Origin of the sequence: Streptomyces sp. NPDC056144 (assembly GCF_042264145.1) — a bacterium.
In the GTDB taxonomy this organism is placed as follows: domain Bacteria; phylum Actinomycetota; class Actinomycetes; order Streptomycetales; family Streptomycetaceae; genus Streptomyces.
The window spans coordinates 281702-299772 of the sequence record NZ_JBHJVF010000003.1; the positions used below are offsets into that span (position 1 = coordinate 281702).

Annotated in this window: 16 protein-coding genes; 9 read left to right on the forward strand and 7 right to left on the reverse strand. The window is 72.3% G+C overall.

Translation table 11 applies throughout. The annotated features are described in order from the left end of the window. Window positions 1-19: 19 nt before the first annotated feature. Window positions 20-619, reverse strand: a complete 600-nt coding sequence (locus tag ACFC0Z_RS12135) for a hypothetical protein (RefSeq protein WP_376435701.1) — start codon at window positions 617-619, stop codon at window positions 20-22. 67 nt (window positions 620-686) lie between these two features. Next, window positions 687-1325: a GNAT family N-acetyltransferase gene (locus ACFC0Z_RS12140; RefSeq protein WP_376435703.1), complete on the reverse strand. Its 639-nt coding sequence runs from the start codon at window positions 1323-1325 to the stop codon at window positions 687-689. Window positions 1326-1503: 178 nt separating this feature from the next. Here ACFC0Z_RS12140 and lon point away from each other — a divergent pair, with 178 nt between their 5' ends. Next, window positions 1504-3912, forward strand: coding sequence for an endopeptidase La (gene lon, locus ACFC0Z_RS12145; RefSeq protein WP_376436667.1), 2409 nt, complete (start codon window positions 1504-1506; stop codon window positions 3910-3912). Window positions 3913-3988: 76 nt separating this feature from the next. Further along, window positions 3989-4591, forward strand: coding sequence for a DUF4240 domain-containing protein (locus tag ACFC0Z_RS12150; protein WP_376435705.1), 603 nt, complete (start codon window positions 3989-3991; stop codon window positions 4589-4591). A 10-nt stretch (window positions 4592-4601) separates the two neighbouring features. Here ACFC0Z_RS12150 and ACFC0Z_RS12155 read toward each other — a convergent pair whose 3' ends face one another. Then, window positions 4602-5474 carry a lytic polysaccharide monooxygenase gene (locus tag ACFC0Z_RS12155; protein WP_376435708.1) on the reverse strand — a complete coding sequence of 291 codons (873 nt, stop codon included), beginning with the start codon at window positions 5472-5474 and terminating at the stop codon, window positions 4602-4604. A gap of 206 nt (window positions 5475-5680) precedes the next feature. Next, on the reverse strand, window positions 5681-6520 hold the full coding sequence (locus ACFC0Z_RS12160) for a lysozyme (RefSeq protein WP_376435711.1): 840 nt from the start codon (window positions 6518-6520) through the stop codon (window positions 5681-5683). 239 nt (window positions 6521-6759) lie between these two features. Here ACFC0Z_RS12160 and ACFC0Z_RS12165 point away from each other — a divergent pair, with 239 nt between their 5' ends. Further along, the gene (locus ACFC0Z_RS12165; RefSeq protein WP_376435714.1) at window positions 6760-7242 is read left to right on the forward strand and encodes a MarR family winged helix-turn-helix transcriptional regulator; all 483 of its coding nucleotides are present in this window, start codon (window positions 6760-6762) and stop codon (window positions 7240-7242) included. 9 nt (window positions 7243-7251) lie between these two features. On the opposite strand, the gene ACFC0Z_RS12170 is transcribed toward ACFC0Z_RS12165, so the two are convergent. Then, a complete protein-coding gene (locus ACFC0Z_RS12170; RefSeq protein ID WP_376435717.1) occupies window positions 7252-8046 on the reverse strand; it encodes a hypothetical protein in 795 nt (264 codons plus the stop codon). A 392-nt stretch (window positions 8047-8438) separates the two neighbouring features. On the opposite strand from ACFC0Z_RS12170, the gene ACFC0Z_RS12175 reads away from it, so the two are divergent. The 6 genes from ACFC0Z_RS12175 (at window position 8439) to ACFC0Z_RS12200 (ending at window position 15699) form a co-directional block, all read left to right on the forward strand. Then, complete coding sequence (locus tag ACFC0Z_RS12175; RefSeq protein WP_376435719.1) at window positions 8439-11510, forward strand: nitrate- and nitrite sensing domain-containing protein; 3072 nt, start codon at window positions 8439-8441, stop codon at window positions 11508-11510. Further along, window positions 11507-12013 carry a roadblock/LC7 domain-containing protein gene (locus ACFC0Z_RS12180; protein ID WP_376435721.1) on the forward strand — a complete coding sequence of 169 codons (507 nt, stop codon included), beginning with the start codon at window positions 11507-11509 and terminating at the stop codon, window positions 12011-12013. The genes ACFC0Z_RS12175 and ACFC0Z_RS12180 overlap by 4 nt, the downstream gene beginning before the upstream one ends. Continuing rightward, the gene (locus ACFC0Z_RS12185) at window positions 12010-12441 is read left to right on the forward strand and encodes a DUF742 domain-containing protein (protein ID WP_376435723.1); all 432 of its coding nucleotides are present in this window, start codon (window positions 12010-12012) and stop codon (window positions 12439-12441) included. The genes ACFC0Z_RS12180 and ACFC0Z_RS12185 overlap by 4 nt, the downstream gene beginning before the upstream one ends. Then, the gene (locus tag ACFC0Z_RS12190; protein ID WP_376435726.1) at window positions 12422-13105 is read left to right on the forward strand and encodes an ATP/GTP-binding protein; all 684 of its coding nucleotides are present in this window, start codon (window positions 12422-12424) and stop codon (window positions 13103-13105) included. Before ACFC0Z_RS12185 ends, ACFC0Z_RS12190 begins: the two co-directional genes overlap by 20 nt. A gap of 44 nt (window positions 13106-13149) precedes the next feature. Beyond that, the gene (locus tag ACFC0Z_RS12195) at window positions 13150-14385 is read left to right on the forward strand and encodes a styrene monooxygenase/indole monooxygenase family protein (RefSeq protein ID WP_376435729.1); all 1236 of its coding nucleotides are present in this window, start codon (window positions 13150-13152) and stop codon (window positions 14383-14385) included. A 408-nt stretch (window positions 14386-14793) separates the two neighbouring features. Next, window positions 14794-15699 carry a pentapeptide repeat-containing protein gene (locus ACFC0Z_RS12200; protein ID WP_360809015.1) on the forward strand — a complete coding sequence of 302 codons (906 nt, stop codon included), beginning with the start codon at window positions 14794-14796 and terminating at the stop codon, window positions 15697-15699. 997 nt (window positions 15700-16696) lie between these two features. On the opposite strand, the gene ACFC0Z_RS12205 is transcribed toward ACFC0Z_RS12200, so the two are convergent. Both ACFC0Z_RS12205 and ACFC0Z_RS12210 read right to left on the reverse strand, forming a co-directional pair. Further along, entirely contained in the window at window positions 16697-17257 is a 561-nt protein-coding gene (locus ACFC0Z_RS12205; RefSeq protein ID WP_360809013.1) for an ATP-binding protein, read from the reverse strand. Next, on the reverse strand, window positions 17254-18033 hold the full coding sequence (locus tag ACFC0Z_RS12210; RefSeq protein WP_376435732.1) for a GntR family transcriptional regulator: 780 nt from the start codon (window positions 18031-18033) through the stop codon (window positions 17254-17256). Before ACFC0Z_RS12210 ends, ACFC0Z_RS12205 begins: the two co-directional genes overlap by 4 nt. Between the last annotated feature and the right edge of the window lie 38 nt (window positions 18034-18071).

Below are 18071 nucleotides of genomic sequence, written 5' to 3' on the forward strand. Positions count from 1 at the left end.
CCGTGCGGCCGACCTCGGTTCACGGGGCGGTCGGCGGGCCGCCCTCCGGGAGGGCGTCGAAGACGCGCTGGAGGGCGGGCGGGCGCTCGCGGTCGTCGGTGACGAGGACGCGGTCGCGGTAGGTGAGGGTGTACGTGAATCCGTCGGCGACCGGGGTGCCGGCGGGGCGCTCCGGGACCTCGGCGAGCGCCGGGTCCTCCAGCGCGGCCCGCAGCGCGGCGGCCTCGGTGGGGGTCTGGCGGCCGGTGCGGGGCGGCTTGGCGGCGGAGTGCGAGGTCCAGGCGCCGTCCTCGTGGACGACGAGCCGGTTGCGCACCCCGGCGAAGCCGCCGGTGACGGCCACGTCGACGAGGACGGCGGAGGGCTGGGGTTCGGTGGAGGGGGTGGCCGGCGTGGCGGAGGTCGTCGCCTCCGTCGGCACGACATCGGCGGACACCGGGCCACTCGCGCGCGTGCCCGTGCCCGTGCTCGCGCCCGTGCCCGGCGGGGCGGCCGGGTCGCAGGCGGCGACGCCGCAGGCCAGGACGCCCGCGAGGAGCAGGGCGCCGATGCCCCGCCCCCTCTCCCGTACGCCGTTTCGGGATCCGCGTCCGTCCCTGTCCCCGTCTCCGTGTCCCATGGGTCGAGCATGCCCGCCGGCGGCCCCACGGCGCAGCCCGACGGCGCGATCGGCCGGGCCCGTCCGGTCAGTCTCCCGACCGGACGATCCCCGTCAGCGGCCCCCGGTACCGCCACCCCAGCGACGCGTAGAGCGCGCGGCCGTCCGTGGTCGCCGCGAGGACTCCGGTCGTGGCGCCGGCCTGTGCGGCGGCGGCTTCCAGGGTGAGCATGACGTTGGCGCCGAGGCCGCGCCGTCGGTGCGCGGGGTCGGTCTCGATCTGGTCGGCGACGGCGGTGGTGCCGGTCACGGCGATCTGGCCGCGCGCGGCGAGCGTGCCGTCGGTGGCGAGGACGCGGACGTGGACGACACCGTTCCGGACCTCGACGGTCCGCGCGTACCCCTCGGGCGGCGCCGGGCGCGCGGCCGGGTCCAGCGGTTTGACCATCATGAAGCCCGGGTCGTCGGGGATCGTCCACCCGTCGCCGATCCACCCCGCCACCTCCTCCGGCTCGGCCACCACCTTGAGCCAGCTGTACGGCTCCGTCAGCCGCGCGCACAGCGCGCCGACGGTCGCGGCGTCGGGCGCGGGCAGCACGTGCCGGAGGACGTGCCGGGGCAGGCCGACCCGGACGCTGAACCCCCAGGGCTCGACGACGGCCTCGGGCGTCCCCCGCGAGACGGTCCAGCCGGCCACCCAGGCAGAAGTAATAGCTGCGATGTCCATGGGGGTATTACATCGGCCTGGAGTCCTCTGTGGGGAGGCTGATCGCTCAGAGCGAACGGCGCCGGGGGAACATTCGCGGACTCACATGCATTGAGTCGGTACAGCTCAACTTGATTGATGCTGACGATTGATGCCGACGACCACCGAAGGTCTGCCGGAGACCACCGAAGGGGAGATCATGGCTTCTGAGTCCACGTCCGTGCCGCTCACGCTGCCCGTGCTGCCGCTCGACGACGAGGTCGTGCTGCCCGGCATGGTGGTGCCGCTCGACCTGTCCGACACCGAGGTCCGCGCCGCCGTCGAGGCCGCGCAGGCCGCCGCGCGGAGCGGGGCCGGGAAGCCGCGGGTGCTGCTCGTGCCGCGGGTCGACGGGACCTACGCCGGGATCGGCGTCCTCGGCACCGTCGAGCAGGTCGGACGGCTCTCCGACGGCGACCCCGGCGCGCTCATCCGCGGCCTCGGGCGCGTCCGCATCGGGGCCGGTACGACCGGGCCCGGCGCCGCCCTGTGGGTCGAGGGCGCGACCGTCGAGGAGTCCCTGCCCGATCCGCTGCCCGGCTCCGTGACCGAGCTGGTCAAGGAGTACAAGGCGCTCGCCACCAGCTGGCTCAAGAAGCGCGGCGCCTGGCAGGTCGTCGACCGCGTGCAGCAGATCGACGGGGTCAGCGCCCTCGCCGACAACGCCGGCTACTCGCCCTTCCTCACCGTCGAGCAGAAGGTCGCCCTCCTGGAGGCCGCCGACCCCGTCACCCGCCTCAAGCTGGCCACCGCCCAGCTCCGCGAGCACCTCGCCGAGCAGGACGTCGCCGAGACCATCGCCAAGGACGTCCAGGAAGGCGTCGACAAGCAGCAGCGCGAGTTCCTGCTCCGGCGCCAGCTCGACGCCGTGCGCAAGGAGCTCCGCGACCTGAACGGCGAGGCCGAAGGGGACGAGTCGGACGACTACCGCGCCCGCGTGGAGGCCGCCGACCTGCCCGAGAAGGTCCGCGAGGCGGCCCTCAAGGAGGTCGAGAAGCTGGAGCGCTCCAGCGACCAGTCCCCCGAGGGCTCCTGGATCCGCACCTGGCTCGACACCGTCCTCGAACTGCCCTGGAACGAGCGGACCGAGGACCAGTACGACATCCCCGGCGCCCAGGCGATCCTCGACGCCGAGCACGCGGGCCTCGCGGACGTGAAGGAGCGCATCACCGAATACCTCGCCGTCCGCAAGCGCCGCGCCGACCGCGGCCTCGGCGTCATCGGCGGCCGTCGCGGCGGCGCCGTCCTCGCCCTCGTCGGCCCGCCCGGCGTCGGCAAGACCTCGCTCGGCGAGTCCGTCGCCCACGCCATGGGCCGGAAGTTCGTGCGCGTCGCCCTCGGCGGCGTACGGGACGAGGCCGAGATCCGCGGACACCGGCGTACGTACGTGGGCGCGCTGCCCGGCCGGATCGTGCGGGCGATCAAGGAGGCCGGGTCCATGAACCCGGTGGTCCTGCTCGACGAGATCGACAAGGTGGGCTCCGACTTCCGGGGCGACCCGGCGGCCGCCCTCCTCGAAGTCCTCGACCCGGCGCAGAACCACACCTTCCGCGACCACTACCTGGAGGTCGAACTCGACCTGAGCGACGTCGTGTTCCTCGCGACGGCCAACGTGCTGGAGGCGATCCCCGAGGCCCTCCTCGACCGCATGGAGCTCGTGCGCCTCGACGGCTACACCGAGGACGAGAAGGTCGTCATCGCCCGCGACCACCTGCTCCCGCGCCAGCTGGAGCGGGCCGGCCTGGAGCCGGGAGAGGTCGTCCTGGAGGACGCGTCGCTGCGTAAGCTCGCCGGGGAGTACACCCGGGAGGCGGGCGTCCGCACCCTGGAGCGCGCCATCGCCCGGCTGCTCCGCAAGGTCACCGCGCAGCACGAACTGGGCGACCGCGAGCTGCCGTTCACGGTCACCCCGGACGACCTGCGGGACCTCATCGGCCGGCCGCACCACGTGCCCGAGTCCGCGCAGGACCCGGCCGAGCGGCGCACGGCCGTGCCGGGTGTCGCCACCGGTCTCGCCGTGACCGGGGCGGGCGGTGACGTCCTCTTCGTCGAGGCGTCCCTCGCCGACCCCGAGACCGGCGCCGCCGGGCTCACGCTCACCGGCCAGCTGGGCGACGTGATGAAGGAGTCCGCGCAGATCGCGCTCTCCTTCCTCCGCTCGCACGGCGCGGAGCTGGAACTGCCCGTCACCGGCCTCAAGGACCGCGGCGTGCACATCCACTTCCCGGCGGGCGCGGTCCCGAAGGACGGCCCGAGCGCGGGCGTCACGATGACGACCGCCCTCGCGTCGCTCCTCAGCGGCCGGCTGGTCCGCACGGACGTGGCCATGACCGGCGAGGTCTCCCTCACCGGCCGGGTCCTGCCGATCGGCGGCGTGAAGCAGAAGCTGCTCGCCGCGCACCGGGCGGGCATCACGACGGTCGTGATCCCCAAGCGGAACGAGGCCGACCTGGACGACGTCCCGGCCGAGATCCTGGAGAAGCTGGAGGTCCACCCGGTGACGGACGTCCGCCAGGTCCTGGAGATCGCGCTCGCCCCGGCGGCGGTGCCGGTGGTCGCGGCCGCGTAACTCCCGTACGGCAACGGCGGGGTGCTCCTTCGGGAGCACCCCGCCGTTGTCAGTGGCGGCTGCCATGCTCGTACGCATGAACGACGACGCCTTCTGGGCTCTCATCGACGGGTCGCTCCGCCGTCCCGGCAGCCGGGCGGAGCGGCTGGAGCGGCTGCGGACGGAGCTGCTGCGCCGGCCGGCGGCCGAGAGCGTGGCCTTCCAGGTGCGCCTGGAGGAGGCCTGCGAGACCGCCCGCATACGCCCGCTGTGGGCGGCGGCGAACCGCGTTGAGCGCGGCTCCTGCAGTGACGACGGCTTCCACTACTTCACGCTGTGGCTGGTGGGCCAGGGACGGGAGGTGTACGAGGCGGTCCTCGCCGACGCCGACGCGCTGGCCGACGTGCCCGCGGTGCTGGCCCTCGTCGGACGGCCGGTCGACGACTGGTGTGACCACGAGTGGCCCGAGTGGGAGGAACTCGACTACGTAGCCCAGGACGCCTTCGACGAGCTGACCGGTCAGGAGGACGACGAAGGGGACGAGTTCCTCGACGCCGTCGAGGAACTCGCGGAGGAACGGGAGGGACCGGAGGAGTGGGAGGAGCGGGAAGAGGACGAGGTGCCCTGGGAGGCTCGGCCGGAGGGGTTGGCGATACCCCGGCTCTCCGCCCTCTTCCCGATCGGTACCTCCGCCGCCTGAGGGGACAGGCCTAGGAGGCGGAGGAGTTCCGGCGGCGGCCCAGGAGCAGGGTGCCGGCCGCGAAGGCGGCGAGGCCGCCCGCGCCCGCGAGGGCCAGGGGGAGCGGGGAGGCGGGGGTGCCGGCGGTGTCGGCGGAGAGCGCCGGGGCCTGCTCGTCGCCGCCGTGGCCCGCGTGGCTGACGGTGGAGAGCTCGGCGCCGGCCGCGATCTTCGCCTCGGTCGGAGCCTTCGCCGCGACCGCGGTGGTGCCGCCGAAGGTGACGTCCGAGCAGCTGTAGAAGGCCTCGGGGCTGTCGCTGCGCTGCCACACCTTGTAGACGATGTGGCGGCCGGTGCGGGCCGGGAGGTTGCCGGTGAAGTTGTAGTAGCCGTCCTGCGAGGTGCGGGTGGTGGGGTAGACGGCGACGGGGGTGGAGTCCAGGTCCGACCACTTGAGGGGCTGCGTGGGGTCGAAGCCGGGCTTGGTGATGTAGATCGTCATCGTGCCGGAGTGGGGCGCGGTGACGCGGACCTTGAAGTTGAAGGCTCCGGCGGCGACGGCGGTCGAGGGCCAGTCGGTGCGGGCCCAGTCGAGCGCGCGGTACTTGGCGCGGTTGGCCGAGCAGAGCTTGCCGTCGGGGATGAGCGCCTGGTGGTTCCCGGCGGCGTTGGCGATGTTGACCTCGTTCCAGTCGTAGAGCGGCTGGGTGCCGGAATCGGCGACGAGGTCCTTGCACACCTGCGACTTGGGGGTCTCGGGCCCTTCGGCGTAGCAGGCGGCCACGCGGCTGACGGGGTTGAAGACGGCGCCGTGGGCGCTCGCGGTGGTCGGGGTGAGGCTGACCAGGGCGGCGGCGGCGGACAGGGCGGCGACGCCGGTGGCGGTGCGGCGGGAGGACTGCATGCGGGGGCTCTCTCTCGTGCGTGGGGGAGGACGGGAGTACGGGGGCGAGCAACGCGCGTCGGCGGCACGGAAGTTGAATTCCGGCCGACCGGCGTAGAGCCTCGCATTGGTCCATACCAATCGGCAAGGGGGTGGGCGCGAAAAAGCGGCCCCCCGGGTGCCGCCGCACCCAGGGAGCCGCCGTGGCGCCGTGAACGAACCGCAGGTCAGCCGTTGGCCAGCGCCTGTACGCGCGAGTAGTCGCCGTTGAAGTGGTTGTGGTCGCCGACCGTCGGGCCGGAGGAGGTGTACTGCCAGATCGTGTAGTAGAGCCAGCCGGCCGGGAGTTCGCCGACCTCGGAGGCGTACCGCGCGATCCACAGCGGGTTCGTGGACGAGAAGGCGGCGGAGTTGCCCGTGCACTGCTTCCACCAGCTCGTCGCCGTGTAGATGACCGCGTCGCGGCCCGTCCGGTACTTGTACCGGTTCACGAAGTCCTGGATCCACGCGACCATTCCGGCGGCCGTCTTGCCGTAGCAGGTGGCGCCGTACGGGTTCCACTCGATGTCGAGGACGCCGGGCAGCGTCTTGCCGTCCTTCGACCAGCCGCCGCCGTTGTTGACGAAGTAGTCCGCCTGGGCCGCGCCGCTGGTCGTGTCCGGGGTGGCGAAGTGGTAGGTGCCCCGGATCATGCCGACGTTGTAGGAGCCGTTGTACTGCTGCGCGAAGGAGGTGTTCTTGTAGTACGTGCCCTCCGTCGCCTTCACGTAGGCCCACTTGACCCCGCTGTTCCAGAGGGTGGACCAGGCCACGTTCCCGTTGTGGCTGGACACGTCCACGCCCTCGGTCTGCACGGCGGCGGCGAGGCCCGGGGCTTCGGCTGCGGGCTTTCCGCCCTTGCCGTCGTGTGCGATCACGCCCATGCCCATGGAGGCGGAACCGCGGGCGGGGACGGCCCGCGCCCCCGGGTCCTGGGCGGCGCCGGCGGAACCGGCGAGCGGGAGGAGGAGTGCCAGCGCCGCGAGGGCGGCACCGGCGAGGGTCGTTCCGGATCTGTGCACACGCATCGCGTGCCTCCGAAAGGCTCGGTGGGGGAGTGGTACCGACGGGGAGCGGTACCGACAGTCCTGGGTGTGGACATGTCAGAAAGGACGCTACGCGCGTGGACCCGCCCCGCGAAAGGGGGTCGGGATACCGCCGTTGGTCTACTCCTGCGAAATACTGGAGGAGCTGCGGCGATCGTCCGCGGCAGGGGGAAACTTTCAGCGGCGGGAAGCCGCCCCAACGACGCCTGGGAGGTGCTGACGTGCACGGAAGCGGTACGGGAAGTGAAGGCCGAGGCGCCACGTCGTCGGGCGTCGACCCCGAGTTCCTCGCGCTCGAACGGGAGCTCGCCGTGTTCCTGCGGCGGGCGCGGGCGCAGTCGGGCGAGATGGCGCGGGAGGTGCACCCCGAACTGGAGCCCGCCGCCTACGGGCTCTTCGTGCGGCTCGACGACGCCGGGCCGCAGCGGGCCACCGAGCTCGCCGGGTACTTCGGCGTCGGCAAGGCCACCATGAGCCGCCAGCTGCGGGCCCTGGAGATGCTCGGGCTCGTCGTCCGCGACCCCGACCCCGCCGACGGGCGCGCCTCGCTGGTCCGGCTCACCGACGAGGGCCGCGACCGGTTCCGGCACGTGCGGGACGCGCGCCGCGAGCGGTACGTCCGCAAGCTCGTCGACTGGGACCGGTCGGAGGTCGCCGAACTCGCCCGGCTGCTCCACCACTTCAACGTGCGCTCCGAGGGCTGACGGACCGCCTCAGGGCAGGCGGGGCAGGGACGCGTAGACCGCCGTCGCGTCGTCGTGCGGCTTGCCCCTTCTCCGTACGCCCCTGGCGGCGTCGGCCTCCTCCAGCGCCCGCACCCTGCGCAGCAGGCCCCCCGCGCCCTCCTCGCGCAGGACGCCGAGGCAGGCCGTCCAGTCGCCCGCGCCGAACGTGTCGACCCAGCGGGTCGCCCCGTCCGTGAGCGCCGCCAGGGCCCGCACCTCCGAACGCGGAGTCGTCCCCGTCACCGCCCGTGCCGCGACCTCCGGGTCGGCCGCCGCCGTGAAGAAGCCGCCCTCGGCGTTCCGCAGCCGGTCCGTCGCCTCCACCGAGCGCAGCACCTCGGCCGGCACCCGGTCGAGCCGGTCGTCGAGCACCGCCCGTACCGTCCCGTCCGGCGCCTCCAGGAGGAGTGCCGAGTCGGAGAGGACCAGGTGCTCCACCACGGCCGCGTTCCAGCGGGCGAGGACCACCGTCGCCTGGGGCGTACGCACGTGAGAAAGGTCACAGGTGTCCCGGTGGGCGTCCGCGGTGCGCCGGATTGCCCGCGCCAGGACCCCGGCGAGCGGCATGTCCGGCCGAGAAGCGGACAGTTCGGTCAAAGCCCCGCCCAGCCGCGCGGTGAACCACGGCACCGTGTGCACACAACCGTCATCACCCGCGGGAGGTGTGACGCCGTCGAGGAGGACGAGCGTCCCGCCGTCGCCCGCACCGGGCAGAGCTGCGGCCGCCCAGTCCTCGTTGGGGCGTTCGGGACTGCCGGGGAGGGTGGCGACATCGCTGCGCATGACCACCAGTGTGCCCCGCCCCGCCGCGAGACGCCGGGTTCCTTCACGGCACCTCCAAACGGCCGGAAATGGCCTGTACCAACCCCGCCGGGGCGCCGTGGAGGGCGGAAGCGGGGCCTCCGTCGAGCTGCGGGCGGGCATCCTGCCAAAGCCCGCGCGGAAGATCCAACCGGGGCCCGCGAAGGCCCGTGGCGCCCGGCTCGGGGAGCCGGGCCGGAGTTGTTCGCCAACTCATGAGTGTTGTTCACTCGTTCGGGTGGCGGAGCGGCCGTTGCGCGTCCCCTTCCCAGAACCGCTGGAATGGTCGGAAGCCGTACCAGGGGTGGGGGCGCTCCACGTGACCGGTCGTCACCTCTGCTTTGTGGGCGGACGAGTCAAGGATGCGGACACCGGTGGAGAAGAAGCGGCCTCGGAGCAAGAACGGCACGCGGAGCCAGACCCCCGACGCGACGGCGACCCCGTCCGGGGCCCCCACGGCACCCGTCTCGCCCGCCGGAGCCGCCGCGCCGGCCCCCGGCCGTCCCAAGCGCGTCCGTAACCGCCTCGTCCTCGGCGTCGCCCTCGTCGGCGTCACCGTCCTCGCCGCCGGCGCCCCCGCCGTCCTCGCCGCCTCCACCGATCTCACCGAGACCCAGCGACTGGTCACCCTCGCCGAGCTCGACCGGCAGGCCGTCACCCTCGCGCACTCCCTCGCCGACGAACGCGACGAGGTCGTCGCCTACATCGCCGCCGGCCGCGACCAGCAGTCCGGCGAGGCCAAGGACAAGCGGCAGATCACCGACGCCCGCGCCACCCGCGTCGACCGCCAGATCGACGAGATCCGGCCCGCCGCCGCCCCCGAGCTCCGCCGCGAACTCGCCGGCGTCCCCTCCGTCCGCCGCGCGGCCCTCACCGGCGAGGGCACGGCCCTGGAGGCCCACAAGGCCTACTCGGACGTCATCGCCAAGCTCCAGGCCCTCTCCGAGGAGCTCGCCGAGAAGACCCCGGCCCGCGCCGCCGACGCCGCCCTCACCGAGGCCACCCGCGCCCCCGCCGCCCTCGGCCGCGCCGTCGAACAGGCCTCCGCCACCCGCGGCCTGCTCCTCGCCGCCCTCGCCGTCCCGCAGCCCGCGCCCACCGGCGAGGTCCACTACGACCCCGCCACCGGCACATACCTCCCCGACGAGCCCGAGGGCGCCGCCGAGGCCACCCGCGCCCGCGACGCCCTCGGCGCCGCCGCCCAGCAGGCCCGCGTCCGCGAACTCGCCGCCCTCGGCGACTTCGACCAGGCCGCCGGCACCGCCGCCCGCGACTCGCTCTCCGCCACCGTCGCCGGACCCGAGGTCAAGAACGCCGAACGCTCGCTCGCCACGCTCACCGACCAGCCCCGGCTGACCGAGAAGGAGCGCGAGACCGACCCCGGCGCGCTGGAGGCCACGCTCTCCGCCCGCATCGAGCAGATGCGCGGCGTCGAGTCCGCCCTCGCCACCGAGCGCGTCGAACGCCTCGCCGCCCTCCGCGACGACGACGTCACCGCCCTCGAACTGCGCATCGCCTTCCTCGGCGGCTGCCTGCTCCTCGCGATCGGCGTCTCCACCTACGTCGCCCGCACCCTCACCCGCCCCCTCGCCGTCCTCCGCCTCGGCGCCGCCCGCCTCGCCGGAGCCCCCGAGCCGCAGACGGCGGAGGCGGTCCGCTTCACCGGCCGCAACGACGAGTTCGCGCAGGTCGTCCGCTCCCTCAACACCCTCCACGGCAGGCTCGCCGCCCTCGGCGCGCACACCGAGCGGCTCGACGACGAGCGCGCCGACCTCGCCGCCGCCAAGGACTCCGTCGCCGCCGAGCTCGCCGCCCAGCGCGCCGACCTCCAGGGCCGGGTCGCGCTCCTCACCGCCGACCTCGAACGGCTCCGCGGCACCGTCCACCACACCTTCGTCAACCTCTCGCTCCGCAGCCTCGGCCTCGTCGAGCGCCAGCTCGGCGTCATCGAGAAGCTGGAGGAGCGCGAGCAGGACCCGGACCGCCTCGCCACCCTCTTCAAGCTCGACCACATGGCGACGGTCATGCGCCGCCACAGCGAGAACCTCCTCGTCCTCGCCGGCCACGAGCACGTCCACGGCCACGCCGGGCCCGTCCCGCTCGTCGACGTGCTGCGCGCCGCCGTCAGCGAGATCGAGCGGTACGAGCGGGTCACCATCCAGTCCCTGCCGCCGCACGCCCAGATCGCCGGCTTCGCCGCGGACGACCTGAGCCACCTGATCGCCGAACTCCTGGAGAACGCCACCTCGTTCTCGCCGCCGGACGCCGAGGTCCAGCTCTCCGGCTGGCTCCTGGAGACCGGCGAGGTCGTCCTCTCCGTCCTGGACGCCGGCATCGGCATGACCGAGCCCCGTCTGGCCGAGCTCAACGCGCGCCTCGCCGCCGCCGACCCGGACGCCTTCGAGGGCGAGGGCCTCGGCATGCGCGTGACCGCGCTGCTCGCCGCCCGCCACGGCGTCAGCGTCCAGCTGCGCGAGCAGAAGCCCGGCGGCATCGCGGCGGTCGTGGTCCTGCCGCTGCCGCTGCTGCCGACGACGCCTCCGACGAGCGTCTCGGAGCCGGTACGGGTCGCGGGCGCGGCGCCCGTACTCCACCTGCCCGGCTCGGTGGCCGAGGCCAACTCCAACACCCTGCCGACCCGGGAGCGCGACCCGCTCGTCGAGGCGGCGGAGCGCGCGATCCGCGCGGCGGAGGAGGCCGAGGCGGAGGCCCAGGCCCAGGCCCGGGCGGCCCAGGCCCCTGCCGTGGAGCCCGAGCCGGAGCCCGAGCCCGAGCCTGTGGCCGTGGCGCAGCCGTACGTATCCGAGCCCGAGCCCGAGGCCGTGCCGGAGCCGTACGTCCCCGAGCCCGAGGCGTACGACGAGCTCCCGGCCCCCCGCGAGTCCGTCTCCGAGACCACCCTCCAGGTCCGTCTCCCCGCCCCGCCCCCCGAGCCGGACGCCCACGACCGCGCCGCCGACGAGGCCCAGGCCCCGGTCCAGGCCCCGGCCCAGGCCCAGGCCCAGGCCCCGGTCCAGGCCCCGGCCCAGGCCCAGGCCCAGGCCCAGGCCCAGGCCCCGGTCCAGGCCCCGGCCCCGGCCCAGGCCCAGGCCCCGGCCCAGGCGCCGGAGCCCGGCCCCCGTCCCGCCCAGTGGGAGCGGGTCACCGACAAGGGCCTGCCCAAGCGCACCCCGCGGGTGGTCCGCCAGCCCGGCTCCGCCGTCACCCCGCGCCAGGGCGGCGTCGACGCCGAGGCCCTGCGCCGCCGCCTCGGCGGCTTCCACCAGGGCGCCAAGGCCGGCCGCAGGGACGTCGAGGCGGAGCTCGACGCCACGACGGCCCCGGCTCCGGCCCCGGGCGCGGGCATGGCCCCGGGCGCGGCGGCCCGCATAGCGAGCAGCGACAGCACCGCACGTGCACGTACAGAGGAGTTGACGGGGGACACAGTCGAGGAGGCACGCAGTTGACCGCGACGGGAACGTTCGGACTGAGCACGGAGGCCCGCAACCTGCAATGGCTGCTGGGCAACCTCGTGGAGGAGGTGCCCGGCGTCCGCTCGGTCGCTGTCGTCTCCTCCGACGGACTGATGCTGCTCTCCTCCGACCCGGACGAGCAGCAGGCGGCCGCGACGGCCGCCGCCGAGCCGCCCCGCCCCGAGGGCCCGCGCGGCTCCAGCGCCGACCTGGCCACGATCGTCTCCGGCATCGGCAGCCTCACGGTGGGCGCGGCCCGGCTGATGGACGGCGGCGGGGTCAAGCAGACCATGGTCGCGATGGAGGAGGGCAGCGTCTTCGTCATGTCGATCAGCGACGGTTCGCTGCTCGGCGTGCACGCCACGCCCGACTGCGACATGAGCGTGGTGGCGTACCACATGGCGCTCTTCGTGGGCCGCGCCGGACACGTCCTCACCCCCGAAGTCCGCAGTGAGCTGCGCAAGTCGATGGCCGAGCCGAGGGAGAGCACCCGGTGATACCCGCCGTCACGCCCGCCTTCAAGCTGCCGGTACGGGGAGAGGGGCGCCGCCCCTCCCGCGTACGCCCGTACTCGCTCACCGGCGGCCGCACCCGCTTCGGGCACGTCCTCCTCGTCGAGACCTTCGTGGCCGCGCTCGAAGTGGCCGCCCTCGAAGCGTCGCCCGCGCGCAAGGTCCTGACGGACGGCGGCCCGGCCGCCCGCGGTCTGATGCCGGAGATGCGGGCGATCGTCGCGCTCTGCCGCCGCATGCGGACGGTCGCGGAGATCTCGGCCCTCCTGAAGATGCCGCTGGGCGTCGTCCGGGTGCTGCTCAGCGACCTGGCCGACCAGGGAAAGATCCGTGTGTACGGGACCGGTCACGGCACCGGCCAGCCCGACCGCGCGCTCCTCGAAAGGGTGCTGAGTGGACTCCGTCGTCTCTGACGCCACCGCCGTCTCCGAAACTCCGGCGGTCGCCGGGATCCCGGCCCAGCCCCGCCCGGCACCGGTCGAACCGGACCCCGAGGACGGCGCCCAGGACTGGCAGCTGGACCACACCCGCGCCCCGATCGCGACGAAGATCGTGGTCGCGGGCGGCTTCGGCGTCGGCAAGACCACCTTCGTCCGCGCGGTCTCGGAGATCACCCCGCTCCAGACCGAGGCGCTGATGACCCGGGCGAGCGAGGACACCGACGACCTCACGTCCACGCCGGACAAGCTCACCACCACGGTGGCGATGGACTTCGGCCGGATCACGCTCGACAACGACCTCGTGCTGTACGTCTTCGGCACTCCGGGACAGCAGCGCTTCTGGTTCATGTGGGACGACCTGGTGCGCGGGGCGATCGGCGCGATCGTGCTCGCCGACACGCGGCGGCTCACGGACTGCTTCCCGGCGCTCGACTACTTCGAGAGCTGCGGCCTGCCGTACATCGTGGCCGTCAACCACTTCGAGGGCACGGCGCGCTTCGAGCCGGAGGACGTCCGGGAGGCCCTGACCATCGCCCCCGACGTACCGGTGGTGATCATGGACGCGCGCAAGCGCTACAGCGTCGTCGAGACCCTGCTCTCAATGGTCGCCCACGCGCTCGAAGCCACGCCCGAATAGGCAAGACGCACCACGCACCACGCACACAGGCCAGGAGCACCACCATGCGGAAGATACTCATCGTCGGCGCGGGCCAGTCCGGCCTGCAGCTCGCTCTCGGACTCCAGTCGCAGGGGTACGAGGTCACCCTCATGTCGAACCGGACGGCGGACGAGATCCGCTCCGGCCGGGTCATGTCGACCCAGTGCATGTTCGACACGGCCCTCCAGCACGAGCGGGACCTCGGCCTCAACTTCTGGGAGTCCCAGGCGCCCCGCACCGAGGGCGTCGGCGTCTCGGTCGCCGCGCCGGACACCAGCCGCGCGATCGACTGGGTGGGCAGACTCCGCGGGTACGCGCAGTCCGTGGACCAGCGCGTGAAGATGGCCGGCTGGCTGGACACCTTCGCGCAGCGCGGCGGCCAGCTGGTCATCCACGGCGCGGCCGTCGGCGACCTCGACTACTTCTCCCGCAGCTACGACCTGGTGCTCGTCGCCGCGGGCAAGGGCGAGCTGGTCTCCATGTTCGGCCGGGACGCGGCCCGTTCGCCGTACGCGGAGCCGCAGCGCGCGCTCGCCGTCGCGTACGTCCACGGTCTCGGCCCCCGTCCCGAGCACCCGGAGTTCGACGCGGTCCGCTGCAACCTGGTCCCGGGCGTCGGCGAGCTGTTCGTCATGCCGACCCTGACCCTCGGCGGCCGCGCCGACATCCTCTTCTGGGAGGGGATACCCGGCGGCCCGCTCGACGTCTTCCAGGGCGTCAAGGACCCCTCCGACCACCTGGCGCTGACGCTGGAGCTGATGGAGAAGTTCACGCCCTGGGAGTACGCGCGGGCCACCAAGGTCGAGCTGACCGACGCCGGCGCCACCCTCGCCGGCCGGTACGCGCCGACCGTGCGGAACCCGATCGGCCGCCTCCCCGGCGGCGGTCTCGTCCTCGGTGTCGCCGACGTGGTCGTCGCGAACGACCCGATCACCGGCCAGGGCGCCAACTCGGCCGCCAAGTGCGCCGCCACCTACCTCGCGGCCATCGTCGAGCACGGCGACAAGCCCTTCGACGAGGCGTGGATGCAGGCCACGTTCGACCGCTACTGGGCGACCGCGCGGCACGCCACGACGTGGACGAACGCGATGCTGGGCGCCCCGCCGGAGCACGTCCTCCAGCTCATCGGCGCCGCGGGCGAACTCCAGCCGGTCGCCGACCGCTTCGCGAACGGCTTCGACGACCCGTCGGACTTCGAGAACTTCTTCTTCGACCCGGAGAAGACGGCGGCGTACCTGGCCTCGGTCTCCGGAGCCTGACAAGCCTCTGACCTGCGTCGGAGCGGTTGTCATTGGTGGTTGTTGGTGACCCTCGGGACCCGTTTGACGGCCCAGAGACGGCCCGGCTCCGGGCCCGGGGGAAGCCGCTAGCGCTAGCGGCGCTGCCCGCTAACGTTAGCGGCCCCGCTAGCGCCTGAAGCGGCTGTGAGCAGCGTGTTAGCCGTTAGCGCCCACCTTCGGAATCTGCTTCGTTGGAGGATAGACAGGGCGGCACCGGCCACCGGCCGCGCGTCAGGGCGAAGAGTCAGAAGGGCCGCCCTGACGAGCGGACGTCTTTCCGGCCGCCCATGGAGCTGGTTGGCGCGGGCGTGTTGGCGGTGGGTGGTCCGCTCAGTCAGCGGTTGAGTGGGGTGGAGCGCAGTCATACTTCTCGGCGTGAGAGCGAAAATGAAGAAGCTGGCGTGGCGTACGCTCCTGGTCCTCCTGTCAGTTGGGGCGCTCATCGGTCTTGGTCTGCTGCTTTTGCGGGGGCCCTGGTGGTTTGATGGGGACCACCTCCTAGACAAGAATCTCCAACCCGCCGCCGGCGTAGTCGTTACTGGCTTCCGGACTACGCTCGTTGCTCTGGGTGTGGCTGTCACGGCTGGGATCGGCTTGGTCTACACGCATCGGAACTTCGAGCACACCCGCGAAAAGGACCGCGAGCAAGCGGAGATGACCCGCGAGGGTCAAGTCACGGGTCGCTACGTCGAAGCGATCAAGCTGTTGGCGGCACGGGACTCTGCGGAGGAGGGTCCAAGGGTCATGGAGCGCTTGGGCGGGATCTACGCACTTGAACGGATCATGCGCGACTCTGAGAAGGATCACGACACGGTGGTGCAGGTGCTCGCAGCCTTCGTGCGCCAGCAAGCGGCATTGCCAGACCCCGATCTCCCAGACCCGGGCGACCAAATCCCCCGCCCGGGGCCGAAGGAGGATGTCCAGGCAGCGCTCAGGGTCCTCGGCCGGCGCCCGAACAGGGTGGAATCACAGCGGCTGGACCTGTCATTCACCGCTCTCTGGCGCGTCGACCTGTCTGGTGCTCGACTTGAAGGCGCCGACCTCTTTGGGGCTGAGCTCCACCATGCAGATCTCAGGTACACGGATCTGAAGGGGGCGGAACTTGGAGCTGTAGAGCTCGAGGACGCGGAACTTGCGCATGCCGATCTTAGGGGGGCAAACCTCGCAGGTAGGCTCAACATCGCCGCAAAGCTGGAAGTGGATCAGCTACTGCAAGCAGTATTCGACAAGCACACAAAGCTGCCGCTTCACCTTGCTCACAAGCCGGAAGTGAAAAAGGCGCTTGAGGCGTAGCGATGCCATGCGTGCGCGCGGAGGGTCAACTCGCCTTGCCTTGTCGCATGTCGCTGCACAGGGCAGCGGCCCTTTGCAGCACATCGAGCGGGCACGTGGCTTTTCAAGGGGCGGGGACGGCGGTGCGCACCCTCGGTCCCCCGCCCTTGAAAAGCCTCCCGTGCCTCTCTTGCTAGAGAGTTGAGAGAAAACAGCGTCCGCAGCGTCCGCAAGCCGCCCGGCGCACCCTCTGACCTGCGCTTTCACTGTGGACGCTAAACAAACTGTTTAGCGTCCGCTAGCGTCCGCAGCGTCCGCACGACCCGCTCCCCTCTAAGAGCGTTGTTGCAGGTCAGGGTGCTCTTAGGGGGGGAGAGGGTGCGGACGCTGAACCCTCCGAGGGCCCGCACAAGCAAGAGGAGCACGCCGCGCCGGGTGCTCCTCTTGCTTGTGCAGTCGCTGGACGCTCCGACGGCCGGCCGACCCGGACGAAGAATCCACCCGGGCGCGGCCGGGTGGGCTCTTCCGTGGGATGTCGTGCCGACCCGAACTTGTCGTGCCCCTTGTCTTGTCGCTTGTCTTGTCGCTTGTCGCCCCGCAGGCCAGAGTGCCCTGGGCGGCGCCAAGGCCGGCGAGCGGGTGCCCGGGCAGGGTGACAAGACAAGCGACAAGGCGAGGAGCGCATGTCAGCCCGCTCCTGATGGCGATTGCCGCAGCGCGAGCGGAGAGAGCTGCCATAGGTCGCATGCCCGCAGGGCACCCCGTCTTCGATCTCTCTCCGATCGGAACACCGGGCCTGACAGCCGCCTGACGTCTGACACCGTCACGGGTCCCTGACACCCAAACCCTTAGGCGAACGCGGGTGTCACGCACTCTGACACCCCGCGTGACACTGCCTTGACACCCGCGCATGACGCCTCCTGACACCACAGCGCCCCTGCTAGGCCTAGCAGTCGTTGCCGCTAGGTCTAGCAGGGGCGCTAGCAGTCGAATGGGCTCCTGACCTGGGATCTAGCGTCTAGCACTCAGATTTCAGCCCAGCCCCTTCGAGCGCTTTCAGCACTGAATCAGGCTCACCGCTGTAGAGGATGTGCGGCTCCCCGGCCTGAGGGGGGACGAACCGAGTCCGGTAGCGGGCCAGGTCGTTCTCCGAGAAGTAGATCGAGTTCGGATCAGCTTCGTGCTGAGCGTTCCTCTGGCTCACCCGCGACCAGAGTTCCTCATGACTTGCTTCCAGGTAGACCAGCAGCGGCAGGGCACCGGCGTCCGTGGCGATCGCCATCCACCGGGCTCGGTCGTCGGGGGTCCAGAATCCGTGGTCAACCACCACGTTGCGGCCGGCCCGGAGGTGGTCACAGAGCTCCACGGCAATCTCTTCGAGTACCGGGCGCTCCAGGGTCGGGAACGTGCCCCGCGGGAAGTCGACGCCATACACGCCGTGGCGGCGGAACATCTCCTCGTCCGGGCACAGCCGGACGAACCCGCGAGCCGTAAGCGTGCGGGAGAGCGTCGTCTTGCCCGAGCCCGGAAGCCCCGCCATGAGCACGCAGAAGGGCCGCACGGCCTGGTCCGCCGTCACTGCGTGAGCTCCGATTCCGTGAGCCATGTCCGGCCAGGGCCGCCAAGATCCACGCCGTACTCCACGACGTGATCCCCGCTGTCGACGAACTTCGCGGTCATCACGACCACCGGTTCCGTAGGCGGGTTTGTGGGGTCCAGCTCCAGGAGCTCCGCGTCCGCTGGCGTCAGCAGTCGGGCCGATGCCGTGTCGATCCGGCGGGTGATCGGCCGCCCCGTGGCCTGGGCGATGAGCTGGAGGGACGTTCCACCGGACAGACGCGCGCTCTCCGCCAGCTGGGGGACGAGCTTCCCGTACTGCACCGGGATCCACGACGTGGAGTGCGCGACGATGCCGTGCCGGTCGCGGTAGACGCGGCTACGGCGGATCACGTCCGCGCCGGACTCGATGTCGAGCACCTGCGCCACGTCGGCCGGCGCCGGGACCACGGCCGCTACGTGGGAGTCGGATCGTTCGCCCGCTCCCCAACTCGACCCGCTTCGGCGGCCTCGGTCCTGGCGCTGCGCGCCGGAGGACATGGGGGCCGGGCGGTCGATTACCTCGGTGCCGATGCCGTGGATTCCCCGGATGAGCCCGTCTGTGCGGAGCTTCCGGAGCGCCTTCTCGGCCGTCGCGGTGCTGACGCTCCACTCCTGGGAGAGCGCCTTGATGCTGGGCAGAAGCTCGCCCGGCTGCAGCTGGCCGGACGTGATCATTTCCTCGTAGTGCGCGGCGATCCGTGCGTACGGCGCCCGATGGCCGGCCTGATCCGACACCACGTCAACTCCCTTGCTCATTGGATGCGTTCCCTAGCGTACCGCTTGACACCCTAGGG

Bases quoted from the DNA above. Each gene is read 5' to 3' on its own strand.
- ACFC0Z_RS12135 (WP_376435701.1), bottom strand. From the start codon at position 619: ATGGGACACGGAGACGGGGACAGGGACGGACGCGGATCCCGAAACGGC.
- ACFC0Z_RS12140 (WP_376435703.1), bottom strand. From the start codon at position 1,325: ATGGACATCGCAGCTATTACTTCTGCCTGGGTGGCCGGCTGGACCGTC.
- lon (WP_376436667.1), top strand. From the start codon at position 1,504: ATGGCTTCTGAGTCCACGTCCGTGCCGCTCACGCTGCCCGTGCTGCCG.
- ACFC0Z_RS12150 (WP_376435705.1), top strand. From the start codon at position 3,989: ATGAACGACGACGCCTTCTGGGCTCTCATCGACGGGTCGCTCCGCCGT.
- ACFC0Z_RS12155 (WP_376435708.1), bottom strand. From the start codon at position 5,474: ATGCAGTCCTCCCGCCGCACCGCCACCGGCGTCGCCGCCCTGTCCGCC.
- ACFC0Z_RS12160 (WP_376435711.1), bottom strand. From the start codon at position 6,520: ATGCGTGTGCACAGATCCGGAACGACCCTCGCCGGTGCCGCCCTCGCG.
- ACFC0Z_RS12170 (WP_376435717.1), bottom strand. From the start codon at position 8,046: ATGCGCAGCGATGTCGCCACCCTCCCCGGCAGTCCCGAACGCCCCAAC.
- ACFC0Z_RS12195 (WP_376435729.1), top strand. From the start codon at position 13,150: ATGCGGAAGATACTCATCGTCGGCGCGGGCCAGTCCGGCCTGCAGCTC.
- ACFC0Z_RS12200 (WP_360809015.1), top strand. From the start codon at position 14,794: ATGAAGAAGCTGGCGTGGCGTACGCTCCTGGTCCTCCTGTCAGTTGGG.
- ACFC0Z_RS12210 (WP_376435732.1), bottom strand. From the start codon at position 18,033: ATGAGCAAGGGAGTTGACGTGGTGTCGGATCAGGCCGGCCATCGGGCG.